The organism is Streptomyces sp. NTD107, assembly GCF_059510435.1.
In genome coordinates this window covers 106619-122715 of sequence record NZ_JCAJZV010000013.1, presented here as the reverse complement: position 1 = coordinate 122715, position 16097 = coordinate 106619, and the positions used below count along the sequence as shown (strand labels likewise).

14 protein-coding genes are annotated in these 16097 nt (G+C 68.9%); 6 read left to right on the top strand and 8 right to left on the bottom strand.

Annotated elements, in window-relative coordinates:
* Window positions 1-5 precede the first annotated feature (5 nt).
* A complete protein-coding gene (locus AC5WRL_RS23020; RefSeq protein ID WP_496090540.1) occupies window positions 6-317 on the top strand; it encodes a thioredoxin family protein in 312 nt (103 codons plus the stop codon).
* On the opposite strand, the gene AC5WRL_RS23015 is transcribed toward AC5WRL_RS23020, so the two are convergent.
* Both AC5WRL_RS23015 and dnaB read right to left on the bottom strand, forming a co-directional pair.
* Window positions 318-3134, bottom strand: coding sequence for a tetratricopeptide repeat protein (locus AC5WRL_RS23015; RefSeq protein ID WP_496090539.1), 2817 nt, complete (start codon window positions 3132-3134; stop codon window positions 318-320). It abuts the gene before it with no gap.
* 25 nt (window positions 3135-3159) lie between these two features.
* Window positions 3160-4620, bottom strand: coding sequence for a replicative DNA helicase (gene dnaB / locus AC5WRL_RS23010; protein ID WP_496090538.1), 1461 nt, complete (start codon window positions 4618-4620; stop codon window positions 3160-3162).
* Between the two features lie 400 nt (window positions 4621-5020).
* Between dnaB and AC5WRL_RS23005 the strand changes: the two genes are divergently transcribed.
* The gene (locus AC5WRL_RS23005; RefSeq protein ID WP_496090537.1) at window positions 5021-6352 is read left to right on the top strand and encodes an MATE family efflux transporter; all 1332 of its coding nucleotides are present in this window, start codon (window positions 5021-5023) and stop codon (window positions 6350-6352) included.
* 121 nt (window positions 6353-6473) lie between these two features.
* Here the strand turns inward: AC5WRL_RS23005 and rplI are convergent, their stop codons facing one another.
* The 4 genes from rplI to rpsF form a co-directional block, all read right to left on the bottom strand.
* Window positions 6474-6926 carry a 50S ribosomal protein L9 gene (gene rplI / locus AC5WRL_RS23000; RefSeq protein ID WP_030732522.1) on the bottom strand — a complete coding sequence of 151 codons (453 nt, stop codon included), beginning with the start codon at window positions 6924-6926 and terminating at the stop codon, window positions 6474-6476.
* Between the two features lie 20 nt (window positions 6927-6946).
* Window positions 6947-7183: a 30S ribosomal protein S18 gene (gene rpsR, locus AC5WRL_RS22995; protein ID WP_003978893.1), complete on the bottom strand. Its 237-nt coding sequence runs from the start codon at window positions 7181-7183 to the stop codon at window positions 6947-6949.
* Window positions 7184-7263: 80 nt separating this feature from the next.
* Window positions 7264-7848 (bottom strand): single-stranded DNA-binding protein, encoded by a 585-nt coding sequence (locus AC5WRL_RS22990; RefSeq protein ID WP_496090536.1) that lies wholly within the window; start codon window positions 7846-7848, stop codon window positions 7264-7266.
* A gap of 101 nt (window positions 7849-7949) precedes the next feature.
* Window positions 7950-8240: a 30S ribosomal protein S6 gene (rpsF, locus tag AC5WRL_RS22985; RefSeq protein WP_453854694.1), complete on the bottom strand. Its 291-nt coding sequence runs from the start codon at window positions 8238-8240 to the stop codon at window positions 7950-7952.
* Window positions 8241-8455: 215 nt separating this feature from the next.
* On the opposite strand from rpsF, the gene AC5WRL_RS22980 reads away from it, so the two are divergent.
* From AC5WRL_RS22980 to AC5WRL_RS22970, 3 genes are all read left to right on the top strand, one after another.
* Entirely contained in the window at window positions 8456-8758 is a 303-nt protein-coding gene (locus tag AC5WRL_RS22980; RefSeq protein WP_496090535.1) for a hypothetical protein, read from the top strand.
* A gap of 166 nt (window positions 8759-8924) precedes the next feature.
* A complete protein-coding gene (locus AC5WRL_RS22975; protein ID WP_496090534.1) occupies window positions 8925-10043 on the top strand; it encodes a lipid II:glycine glycyltransferase FemX in 1119 nt (372 codons plus the stop codon).
* Between the two features lie 97 nt (window positions 10044-10140).
* Complete coding sequence (locus tag AC5WRL_RS22970; protein ID WP_496090533.1) at window positions 10141-11172, top strand: alanine racemase; 1032 nt, start codon at window positions 10141-10143, stop codon at window positions 11170-11172.
* A gap of 83 nt (window positions 11173-11255) precedes the next feature.
* On the opposite strand, the gene AC5WRL_RS22965 is transcribed toward AC5WRL_RS22970, so the two are convergent.
* Window positions 11256-12338, bottom strand: a complete 1083-nt coding sequence (locus AC5WRL_RS22965) for an inositol-3-phosphate synthase (protein ID WP_496090532.1) — start codon at window positions 12336-12338, stop codon at window positions 11256-11258.
* Between the two features lie 71 nt (window positions 12339-12409).
* Entirely contained in the window at window positions 12410-13030 is a 621-nt protein-coding gene (locus AC5WRL_RS22960; RefSeq protein WP_496090531.1) for a PadR family transcriptional regulator, read from the bottom strand.
* A gap of 392 nt (window positions 13031-13422) precedes the next feature.
* Between AC5WRL_RS22960 and AC5WRL_RS22955 the strand changes: the two genes are divergently transcribed.
* Complete coding sequence (locus tag AC5WRL_RS22955; RefSeq protein WP_496090530.1) at window positions 13423-16086, top strand: transglycosylase domain-containing protein; 2664 nt, start codon at window positions 13423-13425, stop codon at window positions 16084-16086.
* Window positions 16087-16097 lie beyond the last annotated feature (11 nt).

The following is a 16097-nucleotide window of genomic DNA, read 5'->3' as shown; positions in this document are numbered from 1 at the left end:
CGACCATGCCGACCGAGATCACCGACGCCACCTTCGCCGCCGAGGTCCTGGACGCGGACCTGCCCGTCCTCCTGAAGTTCACCGCCGACTGGTGCCCGCCCTGCCACCAGCTCACCCCGGTCCTGACCGCCATCGCCACCGAACAGACCGGCCACCTCAAGGTCGCCACCCTCGACGTGGACCACAACCCCGAAACAGCCGCGGCCTACGGCGTGCTGTCCGTCCCCACCCTGATCCTCTTCCGGGCCGGCGAACCCGTGAAGTCCCTGGTCGGGGCCAGAACCAAGCACCGCCTCAGCCAGGAACTGGCGAGCTAGTCACCGCGCGGACGCGCCGCCCCCGGCGGCATCCACCAGCCGCCGCCGGAACGGCGCCGTCCGCTCCCCGTCCAGCGGTACGAGCACGGCCAGCCGGTCCAGCAGGCTCAGGGCCTCCCGAGCCACCCATGCACCGGGGGCGACATCGAAGAAACCATCGATCGCCTCGATGGCCCGGTCCCAGTCGGACACGGCGCAGCTGATCAGAAAGAGGTTGCCGTACGCCTCCGGATGCGGGTCTTCGAGTTGTACGTCGATGAGCGTCAGCGCGTGACGCCAGCGTTCCTCCGCCGCGTCCACCCGCCCCAGCTTGCCGTGAGCGAGTGCCTGCAACGCCGCGTTCCACACACCGTTGGGCCGCATCCGCTCAGCGACCGCCAGATCTCGCAGGGCCTCCTGCCACTCACCGACCATCAGTCGTGCCTCGCCACACTTCGTCAGCAAGAACGCGTGCTCCCCACCCGGTCCTTCGGAACCCGCACCACCCAGCTCCCAGGCCCGCGTGAAGTCCCGGACGGCCGCCGCATAGTCGCCCGACGACAGGTGGAGAAAGGCCCGCTGTGCCAGCACCGCCGCGTCCGCCATGCCACTCTCGACCAAACGGTTGAAGCCATCCAGGGCATCGCGTTCCCGACCCAGTTCCAGCAACGCCTGAGCGCGCTGTCGCGCGGCGTCGGCACTGTCGGGCCGCAGCTCCAGAGCACGGTCAAGGTCGGCGACCGCCTCCGCAAAACGCCCCAGATTGGCGTAGACCTGAGAGCGAGCCTTCAGTGGACAGCTCTCCCTGGGGCCCAGTTCGATGGCGAGCCGGAAATCCTCCAACGCCTCCGGATAGCGCCCCTGCGCCATGAGCGCCCTGCCCCGATGCGAGCGGGCCCAGGTCAGTTTCGGGTCCAGCTCACAGGCGCGCGTGAAGTCGTCCAACGCCAAGGAGTGGTTTCCCATCGCCATATGCGTGTCCCCGCGCCCGGCCACAATCCGGGCATCGTCCCCACTCAGCTCCAGCGCCCGCTCGAATGCGGTCAGGGACTCCTGGTGGCGGTCGATCTTCCACAGCACATCCCCCGTGCCGGCATGGGCCCGGGCCAGCTCCGGATCAAGGCGCAACGCGGCCGTGTAGTCACTCAGCGCCTCCTGGTAGGCAGCCACCGACTCGTGGTGCTCGCCGCGCAGCACGTAGGCCCGGGCACGCTCGGCATCGCCCACCGCAGGTTCCGACAGCAGCAGATCGAGCACCGGAATCATGCCGCCTTCATTGGCCTCCCGCATCCGGCGCCCCCAGTCGGCCATGGTCTCGTCCCCCGTGTCCTCACCGACCTGGACCAGCAATTGCAGCCAGCGGCGCAGGAGATCCGTGCCGTGGCTGCACAGATGGGCGGCCTCGGCCAGAGCGTCGGTCAGCCGCTCACGCGGATCGACGCAGTACCGGTGATAGCTCTCGTTCAAGAAGAATTCGCGCCACGCCTGGTCGTTCCAACGCGATATGGACGGCACCTGCTCCTGCCGCTGCCGGCGCCAGCCCGCGAACACCTCGGCAAGACGTTCGTGCTGTTCCCTCCACCGGGTGGGCGACTGGCCCTGCTGGAGGCGCAGCATCAGTCCGCGCACCACCTGGTGGTAGCGGCGGCGGCCGGCGCTTGAGGTCACGAAGGGCAGTTCGCGAAGCCAGTCGTAGGAGGCGGCCGTCTCGGGGGGCGCGATGGCCCGGTAGACATCCGCGTCCAGATATTGCGGCAGCGCGCAGAGCAGGGCGGTCTCCCGCAGATGCGGATTGACCACACGCTGGAGAAAGCGCTCCACGGCGGTGTCGGCCGGGTCGTCGATGTCCCCCGGCGACTGGGGTGAGTGCTGGGCCAGCAGCGAGACGAGCACCGGCAGCCGCTGGGAGAGCCGCAGCGCCTCCCGCACCCTCTCCTCATCACTGACCCCCCGGTGGGACAGCAGAGCGCGGGCCTCGGTCTCGGTGAACACCTCCAGCGGGATCACCGCGATCTGGTCCAGCCAGTCGCCCCAGCAGCGGGTGTTCAACGCGCCCTGGCCGGACAGCACCGCGATGACGTTCGGCGGCACGACCCCGTAGCTCTCCTCCAGCAACAGATTCCGCAGCCAGCCGTCCAGCACCGGCCCGACCCGTTCATAGGTGTCGAACGTCAGCAGCACCCAGGGCACCCGCTCGGCCGCTCCGGCCACGCCCTCAAGGAGCGCCCGGCTCAGCACGGGCACCGGATCGAGCACCAGTTGCGCATCGTCATGGCTGCGGAACTGCGCCGCCAGGGCCGCCTTCAACCGGTCGGCGCCCTGCGCCACTTGCCGCGCGTCCACGGCGGCGGCCAGCGCGTTGGCCCCGGGAATCAGGCTGAGACCGATCAGACCGGCCTGGGCCATGAGCGAGCCGGCCACCGAAGGCGTCGAGGACTCCGGCCCGCCCGGCAGATCGTCCAGCGGCGGCACGCTCTCCGCTTCCTGCCGCCGCTCCCGGTACAGCGCGAGCCGTTTGTCGAACTCCTTGAGCGGATGCCCCTGCCGGACCACCTGGGCCCGGATCGCCTCCATGGCCTCGATCGGGCCGTGCACATCGTCGTCCAGATAGCCGGTCACCGCCCCCTGGTCGACGGCAAGCCGCTCCCACTGCCGTACGAGCGAGGTCTTGCCGACCCCCGCGTCGCCGCGCACATGAAATAAGAACTGGTACCGGTCATCCGCGACACCACGCCCCAGGTTGTCGCGGAACAGGGCCAGTTCCCCCTGCCGTCCCACAAACCCAGAACTCCGGCGCCGCCGAATGATCTCCTGCCGCGACAGCTTCCCTTCGGACACGTTCCCCCCTCACCCCCCGGGCGGCTCAGAAACCGCCCTCCATGTTGACGAACCGGGAGTAGTGACCCTGGAAGGCCACCGTAATGGTGGCCGTGGGCCCGTTACGGTGCTTCGCCACGATCAGATCCGCCTCGCCCGCCCGGGGCGACTCCTTCTCATAGGCGTCCTCACGGTGCAGCAGGATCACCATGTCCGCGTCCTGTTCGATCGATCCCGACTCACGCAGGTCGGAGACCATCGGCTTCTTGTCGGTGCGCTGCTCGGGGCCACGGTTCAGCTGGGAGAGCGCGATCACCGGGACCTCCAGCTCCTTGGCCAGCAGCTTCAGGTTCCGGGACATCTCGGAGACCTCCTGCTGCCGGCTCTCGGGGCGGCGGCTGCCGCCCGACTGCATCAGCTGGAGGTAGTCGATGACGACCAGCCGCAGGTCGTTGCGCTGCTTGAGCCGCCGGCACTTGGCACGGATCTCCATCATCGACAGGTTCGGCGAGTCGTCGATGTACAGCGGCGCGTCGTTGACCTCCGTCATCTGCCGCGCCACCCGGGTCCAGTCCTCGTCGGTCATGCTCCCGGACCGCATGTGATGCAGCGCCACCCGGGCCTCTGCCGACAGCAGCCGCATCGCGATCTCGTTGCGCCCCATCTCCAGCGAGAAGATGACGCTGGGCAGCTTGTGCTTGATCGAGCACGCCCGGGCGAAATCCAAAGCCAATGTCGATTTTCCCATGGCCGGGCGGGCGGCGATGACGATCATCTGGCCGGGGTGGAGGCCGTTGGTGAGGGAGTCCAGGTCGGTGAAGCCGGTGGGGACGCCGGTCATCTCGCCGCTGCGGGCGCCGATGGCCTCGATCTCGTCGAGGGCGCCCTCCATGATGTCGCTGAGCGGCAGGTAGTCCTCGGAGGTGCGCTGCTCGGTGACCTGGTAGACCTCGGCCTGCGCCGTGTTGACGATGTCGTCCACGTCACCGTCCGCCGCGTAGCCCATCTGGGTGATGCGGGTGCCGGCCTGCACCAGGCGGCGCAGTACGGCCTTGTCGTGGACGATTTCCGCGTAGTACAGGGCGTTCGCCGCGGTGGGCACCAGTTGCACGATGGAGTGGACGTAGCCGGCGCCGCCCACCTTGGCGAGTTCGCCGCGCTTGGTCAGCTCGTTGGCGACGGTGATGGGGTCGGCCGGTTCGCCCTTGGCGTACAGGTCGAGGATCGCCGAGTAGATCGTCTCGTGGGCGGGCTTGTAGAAGTCGGCGCCGCGCAGCGTCTCGACCACGTCGGCGATGGCGTCCTTGGACAGCAGCATGCCGCCCAGCACCGACTGTTCGGCGCGGACGTCCTGCGGCGGCACCCGTTCGAAGGCGGTGGGTGGTGGGCTGTCGTCCCCGCCCGGACCGCCGGAGCCGCCGCCACCGCGGGCCGGCGGTCGGGGCGGCGGCCCGTCGCTCGGCGGGGCATCGTCCCAGGGGGGTTCCCCGTGCTCGAACTCGGCCACCGACCCCACCTCCTCCCGGACCCTTTGTACGGTACGGCTCCGACATTTCCGTACCGAAGCGCGGACCTACGCTACGGCAGTCGGCGGGTGCTCCGGACGGCCGGGGGAGGGGTCAGCCGGACAAGTTATCCACAGGCTATGTGGATTTCAGATCGCACCCTGTGGATAAGCCGGGGGTTCCTGTGGACAAGCCGACGGCGGCCATTGCCGACCCTCTTTCATGATCCACTTCTTACCCGCCCTGACCTGGGCGTTTACTGTCCGCCCACCCCCGATTACGGGAACACTCGTTCACTCGCCGAGATCACGACAACGACCGCAGACCATCACACCGGAGACGGGCAGAGGTAAGGATCACAAAACCATTGCGTCCATTACCTGTGGATGCTTGGATCTCCTCGTGTCCCAGCAGACCACCACGCACCGCCGCCACGACCGCGAGATACTCACCCTCGCGCTCCCCGCCTTCGGCGCCCTCGTCGCCGAACCCCTCTTCCTCCTCGCCGACAGCGCCATGGTCGGACACCTCGGCACCCCCCAACTCGCCGGCCTCGGCGTGGCCGCCGCCCTCCTCGCCACCGCCGTCAACGTCTTCGTCTTCCTCGCCTACGCCACCACCGCCGCCGTCGCCCGCCGCCTCGGCGCGGGCGACCTGCCCGCCGCGCTCCGCCAGGGCATCGACGGCATCTGGCTCGCCGTCCTCCTCGGCCTCGCCGTCGTCGCCCTCGGCGTCCCCACCGCCGGCGCCCTCGTCGACGCCCTCGGCGCCTCCGCCACCGCCGCCCCGCACGCCACCACCTATCTGCGGATCAGCATCCTCGGCATCCCCGCCATGCTGATCGTCCTCGCCGCCACCGGCATCCTGCGCGGCCTCCAGGACACCCGCACCCCGCTCTACGTCGCCATCGGCGGCTTCACCGCCAACATCGCCCTCAACGGCCTGTTCATCTACGGCCTCGGCTGGGGCGTCGCCGGCTCCGCCTGGGGCACCGTCATCGCCCAGTACGGCATGGCCGCCGTCTATCTGCGCACCGTCCTCAAGGGCGCCCGCCGGCACGCCGTCGCCCTGCGGCCCCGCTCGGCCGGCATCCGCGCCTCCGCCAGAGCCGGCACCCCACTCCTGGTCCGCACCCTCGCGCTGCGCGCCATCTCGCTGCTCGCCACCCTCGTCGCCGCCCGGCTCGGCGACGCCGACGTCGCCGCCCACCAGATCGCCCTCACCATCTGGATGCTGCTCGCCTTCGCCCTCGACGCCATCGCCATCGCCGGCCAGGCCATCATCGGCCGCTACCTCGGCGCAGGCGACGCGGCCGGCGCCCGGACGATCTGCCGCCGCATGGTCGGCTGGGGCATCGTCTCCGGGATCGCGCTCGGCGTCCTGGTGGCCACCGCCGGCCCCCTCACCATGCCGCTGTTCACCGGCGACAGCGATGTCCACGACCGGCTGCTGCCGGTCCTGCTGATCATCGCCGTCACCCAGCCCATCGCCGGCGTCGTCTTCGTCCTGGACGGCGTGCTCATGGGCGCCGGGGACGGTACGTACCTGGCCGCCGCCATGCTGCTCACCCTCGCCGTCTTCGCCCCCGTCGCCCTGCTGGTGCCCACCATCGGCGGTGGCGTCGCCACCCTGTGGTGGGCGATGGCCGGACTGATGATGGCCACCCGGCTGCTCACCCTCGCGCTGCGCGCCCGCACCGGGCGCTGGGTCGTCACCGGCGCCGAACGGGCCTGAGACCCCCGCCGCCACCACCGCCACACAACGACATCGGCCGCGCCCCGCCCACCACCCGGTGAACGGAGACGCGGCCGACGCCGTATCGCTTACTGCTGTTACTGCTGTTACTGCCTACCGCTCACTTCGCGGACGAGTCGACGTGCAGTCCGACCTTCGCCACGACCTCCGGGTGCAGCCGGACCGAGACCTGGTGGGTACCCAGAGACTTGATCGGGTTGCTCAGCTCGATGCGACGCTTGTCGACATCGGGACCACCAGAGGTCTTCACCGCGGAGACGATGTCCGCCGGGGTGACCGAACCGAACAGCCGGCCGCCGGAGCCCGCACGGACCTTCAGCCGGACCGTGACCTTCTCCAGCTGCGCCTTGATGTCGTTCGCCTGCTCGATCGTGGCGATCTCGCGGATCTTCCGCGCCCGCCGGATCTGCTCGACGTCCTTCTCGCCGCCCCGGGTCCAGCGGATCGCGACACCGCGGGGAAGCAGGTAGTTACGGGCGTACCCGTCCTTCACCTCGACAACGTCACCGGCCGTGCCCAGGCCGGAGACCTCGCTCGTCAGGATGATCTTCATGATGCTTGAACCACCCTTCCTTAGCGCGCGGTCGAGGTGTAGGGCAGCAGCGCCATCTCACGGCTGTTCTTCACGGCCGTGGCGACGTCACGCTGGTGCTGGGTGCAGTTGCCGGTGACCCGGCGGGCACGGATCTTGCCGCGGTCGGAAATGAACTTCCGCAGCAGGTTCGTGTCCTTGTAGTCCACATAGGAGATCTTCTCCTTGCAGAACACGCAAACCTTCTTCTTAGGCTTGCGAGCAGGCGGCTTCGCCATGGTCTCTCTCCGTTGATCTCAAAAAGAAGTGAATAGCCGAGCCCGGCCGTTCCCTTCAGCCCGCGAACTCCGGGCCGTCGTCAGAACGGGGGCTCCTCCGAGTAGCCGCCACCGCCACCGGAACCACCGCTCCAGCCGCCGTTACCACCGCCACCCTGCTGCTGGCCACCACCGGCCGGCGCGCCGGTCGCCCACGGGTCACCCCCGGGAGCGCCGCCACCGCCCTGCTGGCCCTGGCCGCCACCGGAGCCACCGCCCCAGCCGTTGCCGCCGCCACCCTGACCGCCACGGCCGCCGCCGCTCGCGCCCCGGGTGACCTTGGCCGTCGCGGTCTTCAGGCTGGGGCCGACTTCCTCGACGTCCAGCTCGTAGACCGTGCGCTTGACCCCGTCCCGGTCGTCGTAGGACCGCTGCTTGAGCCGGCCCTGCACGATGACCCGCATCCCCTTGGTAAGGGACTCGGCGACGTTCTCCGCCGCCTGCCGCCAGATCGAGCAGGTCAGGAACAGCCCTTCGCCGTCCCGCCACTCATTGGTCTGCCGGTCGAAGATGCGCGGCGTGGACGCGACACGGAACTTCGCGACCGCCGCACCTGAGGGGGTGAAGCGCAGCTCGGGGTCGTCGACCAGATTGCCGACAATCGTGATGACGGTCTCGCCTGCCATGGTGAACCTCTCGGCGGGGTGCTAACTGCTGTTGCTGCGATGATTACTTATGGCACTGACATCGCTACTCGGTGTCCCGCTGATCCCGCGGAGCGTGATGCTCAGTGGGTGGAGGGACGGAGGACCTTGGTCCGCAGAACCGACTCGTTGAGGTTCAGCTGCCGGTCGAGTTCCTTGACGGTCTCGGGGGCTGCCTGCAGGTCGATGACGGAGTAGATGCCCTCGGGCTTCTTGTTGATCTCGTAGGAGAGCCGACGGCGACCCCACGTGTCGATCTTCTCGACCTTGCCGTTGCCCTCGCGGACGACAGCAAGGAAGCTCTCGATCAGCGGGGCGACAGCGCGCTCCTCAAGATCGGGATCGAGGATGATCATCAGTTCGTACTGACGCATTGTGGAACCCACCTCCTCTGGACTCAGGCGGCCACGGACGATCCGTGGCAGGAGGGTCGTTATGCGCGTCCCACGCGTCGGCGCCGCGGCGTCGACGGAACACGGGACAGTACACCGTACCCGGCAAGCACCTTCCGGTTGAAATCCGGCCCCGGTCAGCGCAACCTGGAGGGATCGGGTACACGGCTTCCGCAGCGCTCCGCAGGAGGTGCCCCATGGCCCACATGACGCTCAGCAGCGTCTTCAACTCCGACGGCCACCCCCATCCCCTCCCCAACACCCTCGCCGCCATCACCCTCGTCCTCGGCCCGGCGGCGCTCCTCCTCTCCCAGTGGCACAGCATGCATCTGGCAGCCTCCTGGGCCGGCCTGGCGGGCATCATCACCGGCGGCTGGGGCCAGATGATCTCCGCCACCACCGCCGAAAGATTCGTCCTGGTCATCGGCCTGGGCGCCGCCGCCACCGGCTTCTATCTCGGCATGGCGCACGGCGGCCTGTTCGGCGGCGTCCTCGGCTGACTCCCCGGCCGCGTCCCCGGCCGCGTCTCCGGCCGACTCCGGCCCACGGGCACCTCACCGGACCGGCTCCGGGCCGGCTCCGGGCAGGCCACCGCGCCCCGGGCGTCCACCGCGCCGCTAGGCTTCCCGCCAGACGCCGCGATTGACGCCCCAAGGAGCGCCCCGAATGAGCCTGACCCTGAGGACCATCAGCCGCGAGGAGCATCTGGCGTATATCCGCTCCCTGCCGGCGGCCAGCCACATGCAGGTGCCGGCCTGGGGCGACGTCAAGGCCGAGTGGCGTACGGAGTCCCTCGGCTGGTTCGACACGAACGGCGTCTGCGTGGGTGCCGGCCTGGTCCTCTACCGGCAGCTGCCCAAGGTCAAGCGCTACCTCGCGTACCTCCCCGAGGGCCCGGTCATCAACTGGTTCGCGCCCAACCTGGAGGAGTGGCTGCGACCGATGCTCGCCCACCTCAAGAAGCAGGGCGCGTTCTCGGTCAAAATGGGCCCGCCGGTCGTCATCCGCCGCTGGAACGCCGCCGCCATCAAGGCCGGCATCCAGAACCCCGAGATCAAGCGGCTGCGCGACATCGAGGCCACCGAGCTGGAGCCGCGCGCCTTCGAGGTCTCCGACAAGCTGCGCCGCATGGGCTGGCAGCAGGGCGAGGACGAGGGCGCCGGCTTCGGCGACGTCCAGCCCCGCTACGTCTTCCAGATCCCGCTCAAGGACCGCTCCCTGGAGGAGGTCCACAAGGGCTTCAACCAGCTGTGGCGCCGCAACATCAAGAAGGCCGAGAAGGCCGGCGTCGAGGTGGTGCGCGGCGGTTACGACGATCTGCCGGTGTGGCAGGAGCTGTACGAGGTCACCGCCGTCCGCGACAAGTTCCGGCCGCGCCCGCTGGCGTACTTCGAGCGCATGTGGAAGGCGCTCAACGCCGAGGACCCGGACCGCATGCGGCTGTACATCGCCCAGCACGAGGGCGAGCCGGTGGCCGCCGCCACCATGCTCATCGTGGGCGGCCATGTGTGGTACTCCTACGGTGCGTCCGCCAACCACAAGCGCGAGGTGCGGCCCTCCAACGCCATGCAGTGGCGGATGCTCCAGGACGCCCAGGCGCTGGGGGCCCACGTGTACGACCTGCGGGGCATCGGCGACTCGCTGGAGGACACGGACCATCTCTTCGGCCTGATCCAGTTCAAGGTGGGTACGGGCGGGGAGGCGGCCGAGTATCTGGGCGAGTGGGACTTCCCGCTCAATAAGCTGCTGCACAAGGCGCTCGACATCTACATGTCGCGGCGCTGACCCTCCCCCCTTCCCTCCCCCACCCCGACGCACCCGCACCGCACCCCCACACCCCTTCCCACCTCGTACAACCCCAACAGAAGGGTCCCTCCCGGCCATGGCGCTCACCCTTTACGTCGACACCGACCGCTGGCGGGCGCACCAGCGGAAGATCGTCGCCGACTTCCCCGACCTGGTGCCGGTCTGCAAGGGCAACGGCTACGGCTTCGGCCACGACCGGCTGGCCGAGGAGGTCACCGAGCTGGGCATCGAGACCCTGGCGGTCGGCACGGCGTACGAGGCCGAGGCGATGAAGGACCGCTTCAGCGGCGACCTGCTCGTCCTCACCCCCTACCGACGCAGTGAGGAGCCGGTCCCCCTCCCCGATCGGGTGATTCGTTCGGCCTCCTCGGTTGACGGCGTGTACGGGCTGGTGGGATCCCGGGTCGTCGTCGAGGTGATGAGCACGATGCGCCGGCACGGGGTGACGCCCGCGGATCTGGGCAAGCTGGGCGCGGCGCTGGAGGACGTACGCCTGGAGGGCTTCGCGATCCATCTGCCGCTGGACCGCACCGACGGCACCGACGGGGTGGAGGAGGTCATCGGCTGGATGGACCGGCTGCGGGCCGCCCGGCTGCCGCTGGACACCATGTTCGTCAGCCACCTCAGCGGCGAGGAGCTGGCGCGGCTGCGCCAGCAGTTCCCGCAGACCCGGTTCCGGGCGCGGATCGGCACCCGGCTGTGGCTCGGGGACCACGCGGCGACGGAGTACCGGGGGGCGGTGCTGGATGTGACCCCGGTGGCCAAGGGGGACCGCTTCGGGTACCGGCAGCAGAAGGCGCCGGGGGACGGCTGGCTGGCGGTGGTCGCGGGCGGTACGTCGCACGGGGTGGGCCTGGAGGCGCCCAAGGCGCTGCACGGGATGTCCTCGCGGGCGAAGGGGATGGCGCGGGCCGGTCTGGCCACGGTCAACCGCAATCTGTCGCCGTTCGTGTGGGACGGCAAGCAGCGGTGGTTCGCGGAGCCGCCGCACATGCAGGTGTCGATCCTGTTCGTGCCGGCCGAGTCGAAGGGGCCGAAGGTCGGCGACGAGCTGCGGGCGATCCTGCGGCACACCACCACCCAGGTGGACCGGGTCGTCGACGAGTGAGCGGGCATTGACGCGGAACGACGGCGGCCCGGGCCAGTAGGCCCGGGCCGCCGTCATGGTGCTCGCGTGCGGGGTGGAGGCGCTCAGCGCTCCAGCTCGCCGCTGATGAACTTCTCCACGTTGTCACGCGCCTGGTCGTCGAAGAACTGGACCGGCGGGGACTTCATGAAGTACGAGGACGCCGAGGTGATCGGGCCACCGATCCCGCGGTCCTTGGCGATCTTCGCGGCGCGCAGCGCATCGATGATCACACCGGCGGAGTTGGGGGAGTCCCAGACCTCCAGCTTGTACTCCAGGTTCAGCGGCACATCGCCGAAGGCGCGGCCCTCAAGGCGGACGTAGGCCCACTTGCGGTCGTCCAGCCAGGCCACGTAGTCGGAGGGGCCGATGTGCACATTGCCGGCGCCCAGCTCGCGGTCGACGATCTGGGAGGTGACGGCCTGGGTCTTGGAGACCTTCTTGGACTCCAGCCGGTCGCGCTCCAGCATGTTCTTGAAGTCCATGTTGCCGCCGACGTTCAGCTGCATGGTGCGGTCCAGGATCACCCCGCGGTCCTCGAACAGCTTGGCCATGACGCGGTGCGTGATGGTGGCGCCGACCTGCGACTTGATGTCGTCACCGACGATCGGGACCCCGGCGGCGGTGAACTTGTCCGCCCACTCCTTGGTGCCGGCGATGAAGACCGGGAGGGCGTTGACGAAGGCGACCTTGGCGTCGATGGCGGCCTGCGCGTAGTACTTGGCGGCGTCCTCGGAGCCGACCGGCAGGTAGCACACCAGCACATCGGCCTTGGTGTCCTTGAGGACCTGGACGATGTCGACCGGCTCGGCCTCCGCCTCCACGATGGTCTCGCGGTAGTACTTGCCCAGGCCGTCCAGGGTCTCGCCGCGCTGGACGGTGATGCCGGTGGCCGGCACGTCGGCGATCTTGATGGTGTTGTTCTCGCTGGCGCCGATGGCGTCCGCCAGGTCGAGGCCGACCTTCTTGGAGTCGACGTCGAAGGCGGCCACGAACTCGATGTCCGAGACGTGGTAGTCGCCGAACTGGACGTGCATCAGACCGGGCACCCGGGTGTCCGGGGACGCGTCCTTGTAGTACTCGACGCCCTGTACCAGCGAGGCGGCGCAGTTGCCCACGCCGGCGATGGCTACGCGAACCGAACCCATTCCGGTTGCTCCCTGTGTGTGTTTCGGCATGGCCCCACGCCGTCGCGGGGCCCGGAAGTGTGACGTGATGGTCACGTGGTGGTGTTGCCGGTGTCGCCGGAGCCACCCGGCGGCGGTGCGGTGCCGCGTTCGCGGCCCTCCCGCTCGCTTTCGATCAGCTCGTTGAGCCAGCGGACCTCGCGCTCCACGGACTCCATGCCGTGGCGCTGTAGCTCCAGCGTGTAATCGTCCAGCTTCTCGCGGGTACGGGCCAGCGAGGCGCGCATCTTGGCGAGGCGCTCCTCCAGGCGGCTGCGGCGCCCTTCCAGGACCCGCATCCGTACGTCGCGTGAGGTCTGGCCGAAGAAAGCGAACCGGACACCGAAGTTGTCGTCTTCCCAGGCGTCGGGGCCGGTCTGGGTCAGAAGCTCCTCGAAGCGTTCCTTGCCGTCGGCCGTGAGCCGGTAGACGATACGGGCCCGCCGCCCGGACAGTGCGGTGGCCCGGGGGTCCTCCGCGTCGCTGCCGGGCTCCTCGGCGAGCCATCCGTTCAGGACCAGCGTCTTGAGACAGGGGTAGAGGGAGCCGTAGCTGAACGCCCGGAAGACGCCCAGCGAGGTGTTGAGCCGCTTGCGCAGCTCGTACCCGTGCATCGGGGATTCCCGCAGGAGCCCGAGTACGGCGAACTCCAGGACTCCGGAACGTCGGCTCACGGCTGGAATCACCTCCCGGGTCGGACTGCCTGTCCTGTGGTGCTGGTACGTGCGATGTATTGCGCCGATGTATCGGCCCGATACATCGCCACGATAGAACGGCCCGAGAGGTGCTGCAAGAGGAGTCCTGGTGAAGGGGATCACATCTTCGCTTCACTGAAAGTGAAATGCCCGAAGTGGCCCTTATGAAAAGAAAGATGGCTTTTGGTGCTGCGTACCCTGAACCCCGTGTGCGGATCACTGTCCGGGAACCTGGGGGCGGAAATCGGCGTCCTCGTTCACGGTGACGTGCGTCCGGGCCAGAGCCTGGCCGCACACAACGGGGGGACTGCAAGACACCACACGTCATTGCCGCAGCGGACGTTCCACGTCTGTCCGAGGAGTAGCTGTCCATGAGCGAGCACCGTCGCAAGGCGCCGCAGTCACGCGGCCGACGCGCCGCGGCGCCTTCCGGCCGCCGGGCCGCGCCGCCACCGCAGCGCGAGGAGAGCGGCGGGAGCGGCCATCGGCACACGGCGGCCAACGCCGCCGAGGGCGCAGGCCGCCGTGCCAGGCGAAGGCCGGAGCCTCCCCCGAAGAAGCGATTCATCGACTACCCGCGCGCCCGGCACACCGGGGTACGCCGCTGGCTGCCGTCCTGGAAGCAGATCCTGGGCTCCGCGATCATCTTCATGGGCATACTGGTCGGCCTGGTCGGCCTCGCCTACGCCATGGTCGAGATCCCGGACCCGAACAAGGCCGCCGAGAGCCAGAAGAACGTCTACTACTGGGACGACGGCACGGAGATGGTCGTCGCGGGCGGCGGTGACTTCAACCGGCAGATCATCCCGTTCACCGAGATCCCCAGCGACATGGTGGACTCGGTGGTCGCGGCGGAGAACGCGACGTTCTGGACGGACTCCGGTGTCGACTTCAAGGGCATCGCCCGAGCCGTGGTGAACATGGCGCAGGGCGGGGAGACCCAGTCCGGCTCGACCGTCACCCAGCAGTACGTGAAGAACCTGTACCTGGACCAGAGCCAGACACTCACCCGCAAGTTCAAGGAACTGCTGATCTCGGTCAAGGTGTCGTCCAACGTACGCAAAGAAGAGATCATGGCCGGGTACCTCAACACCGCGTACTTCGGCCGCGGCGCCTACGGCATCCAGGCGGCTGCCCGCGCGTACTACGACAAGGACGCCAAGGACCTCGACGCCAACGAGTGCGCCTACCTCACCACCCTGCTCAAGGGCGCGGACCTCTACGACACCTCGGGCGGCACCGGGGGTGCCGAACGGGCCCCGGCCAACATCGAGCGGGCCACCAACCAGTGGGTGACGGTCCTGGACCGCCGGGTCACGGTCGGCAACATGGACGCGTCGGAACGGGCCGAGTACACCGAGTTCCCGATGCCCCAGGACTTCAAGCCGGCCACCAACCTGGCCGGTCAGATCGGCTACCTGAAGGACCTGGCCGACAACTACCTGATCAACAACGACGAGATCAACATCGACGCCGAAAAGCTCGCCCTGGGCGGCTACTCCATCCACACCACCTTCAACAAGAAGATGGTGAACCAGATGGAGGAGGCGGTGCAGGCCGTCATCGACGACAAGCTCGACCCGGAGAACCGCGAAGAAGACGAACACGTCCAGTTCGGCGGCGCGGCGGTGATCCCGGGCGACGGCGCGGTGGTCGCCGTCTACGGCGGACACAACGCGGTCGAGCACTTCCTCAACAACGCCAACAACGCGGGCGCCCAGGTCGGCTCGACCTTCAAGCCCTTCGTCCTGGCGGCGGCTCTGCGCGACGGCGTCCGGGATCCCAGCAAGCCCGCGGACCAGTCGGACAAGGACCGCACCCCGATCTCCCCGGAGAGCATCTACTCCAGCGAGAACATGCTCCAGATCAAGGACTACAAGGGCGACGTCTGGTACGGCGAGGACCCGGAGACCGGCGAGCTGGAGGACTGGAAGCAGCCCAACTTCGAGGGCGGCGAGGAGGGCGAGATCACCCTGCGCAGGGCGATGGAGATCTCGTCCAACTCGCCCTTCGTCCAGCTCGGCATGGACATCGGCCCCGCCACCGTGAAGAAGGCCGCCATCGACGCGGGACTGCTGGAGGGCACCCTGGGCCCGGCGGACGACAGCGTGCCCTCCTTCGCGCTCGGTGTCTCCACCCCCGGCCCGATCCGGATGGCGGACGCCTATGCCACCTTTGCCGCCAGCGGTGAGCAGGCCGACCCTTACTTCGTGACCCACGTGGAGCGCGAAGGGGAGATGGCCTATGAGCACAAGCAGAATGTCCAGCAGGCCTTCGCCTCCGATGTCGCCGACACCGTCACCGACGTGCTGACCGACGTGGTACAGAACGGCAGCGCTCAGAGTGTGAAGGATCTCGGCCGACCGGTCGCCGCCAAGACCGGTACCACGGACGGCAACAACAGCGCCTGGTTCGTCGGTTACACCCGGCAGTTGTCCACCGCGATCGGCATGTGGCGCTTCCCGGACTCGGAGGACATCGACCCGGCCGACCGTAAGTTCATGTCCATGGTGGGCACCGCCGGACTGCCAAAGATCACCGGTGGTTCGCTGCCGGCCGAGGTCTGGCTGGGCTTCATGCAGGAAGCCACCAAGGACGACCCTGTCGAGGACTTCCCCAAGCCCGGGAAGATCGGCCAGGACCACCGCGGCACCGGCACCGAGCCCGAGGCTCCCGAACCCCCGGTGGTGGAGGACACGGAGGAGCCTGACGAGCCGGAGACCGACGAGACCCAGGAGCCCGAGACCGACCCGACGCCCGACAACCCGCCCCCCAACCCGGACCCGGACCCGAGCGCTTCCGGCGGGAACGCCGGCAACGGCAACAACAACGGCGGCAACTCCCAGGGCAACGACAGCGGCGGCATCGGGCTACCCAGCGGCGGCAACGGTGGTGACGGCGGTACCGGCTCCGACGCCGGAGCCGACGCGGGCGGCGCCGATGCCGGCGGAGCGGATGCCGGCGCAGGAGAGGCCGATGCCGGCGGAGCCGCCGACAGCGGCAACAACGGCGGAGGCTGGTGGAGCGGCGGATAGCGCTCCGTAGC

Coding starts and splice junctions, on each gene's coding strand:
- AC5WRL_RS23020 (WP_496090540.1), top strand. CDS start 6: ATGCCGACCGAGATCACCGACGCCACCTTCGCCGCCGAGGTCCTGGAC.
- rplI (WP_030732522.1), bottom strand. CDS start 6,926: ATGAAGATCATCCTGACGAGCGAGGTCTCCGGCCTGGGCACGGCCGGT.
- rpsR (WP_003978893.1), bottom strand. CDS start 7,183: ATGGCGAAGCCGCCTGCTCGCAAGCCTAAGAAGAAGGTTTGCGTGTTC.
- AC5WRL_RS22990 (WP_496090536.1), bottom strand. CDS start 7,848: ATGGCAGGCGAGACCGTCATCACGATTGTCGGCAATCTGGTCGACGAC.
- rpsF (WP_453854694.1), bottom strand. CDS start 8,240: ATGCGTCAGTACGAACTGATGATCATCCTCGATCCCGATCTTGAGGAG.
- AC5WRL_RS22980 (WP_496090535.1), top strand. CDS start 8,456: ATGGCCCACATGACGCTCAGCAGCGTCTTCAACTCCGACGGCCACCCC.
- AC5WRL_RS22975 (WP_496090534.1), top strand. CDS start 8,925: ATGAGCCTGACCCTGAGGACCATCAGCCGCGAGGAGCATCTGGCGTAT.
- AC5WRL_RS22970 (WP_496090533.1), top strand. CDS start 10,141: ATGGCGCTCACCCTTTACGTCGACACCGACCGCTGGCGGGCGCACCAG.
- AC5WRL_RS22965 (WP_496090532.1), bottom strand. CDS start 12,338: ATGGGTTCGGTTCGCGTAGCCATCGCCGGCGTGGGCAACTGCGCCGCC.
- AC5WRL_RS22955 (WP_496090530.1), top strand. CDS start 13,423: ATGAGCGAGCACCGTCGCAAGGCGCCGCAGTCACGCGGCCGACGCGCC.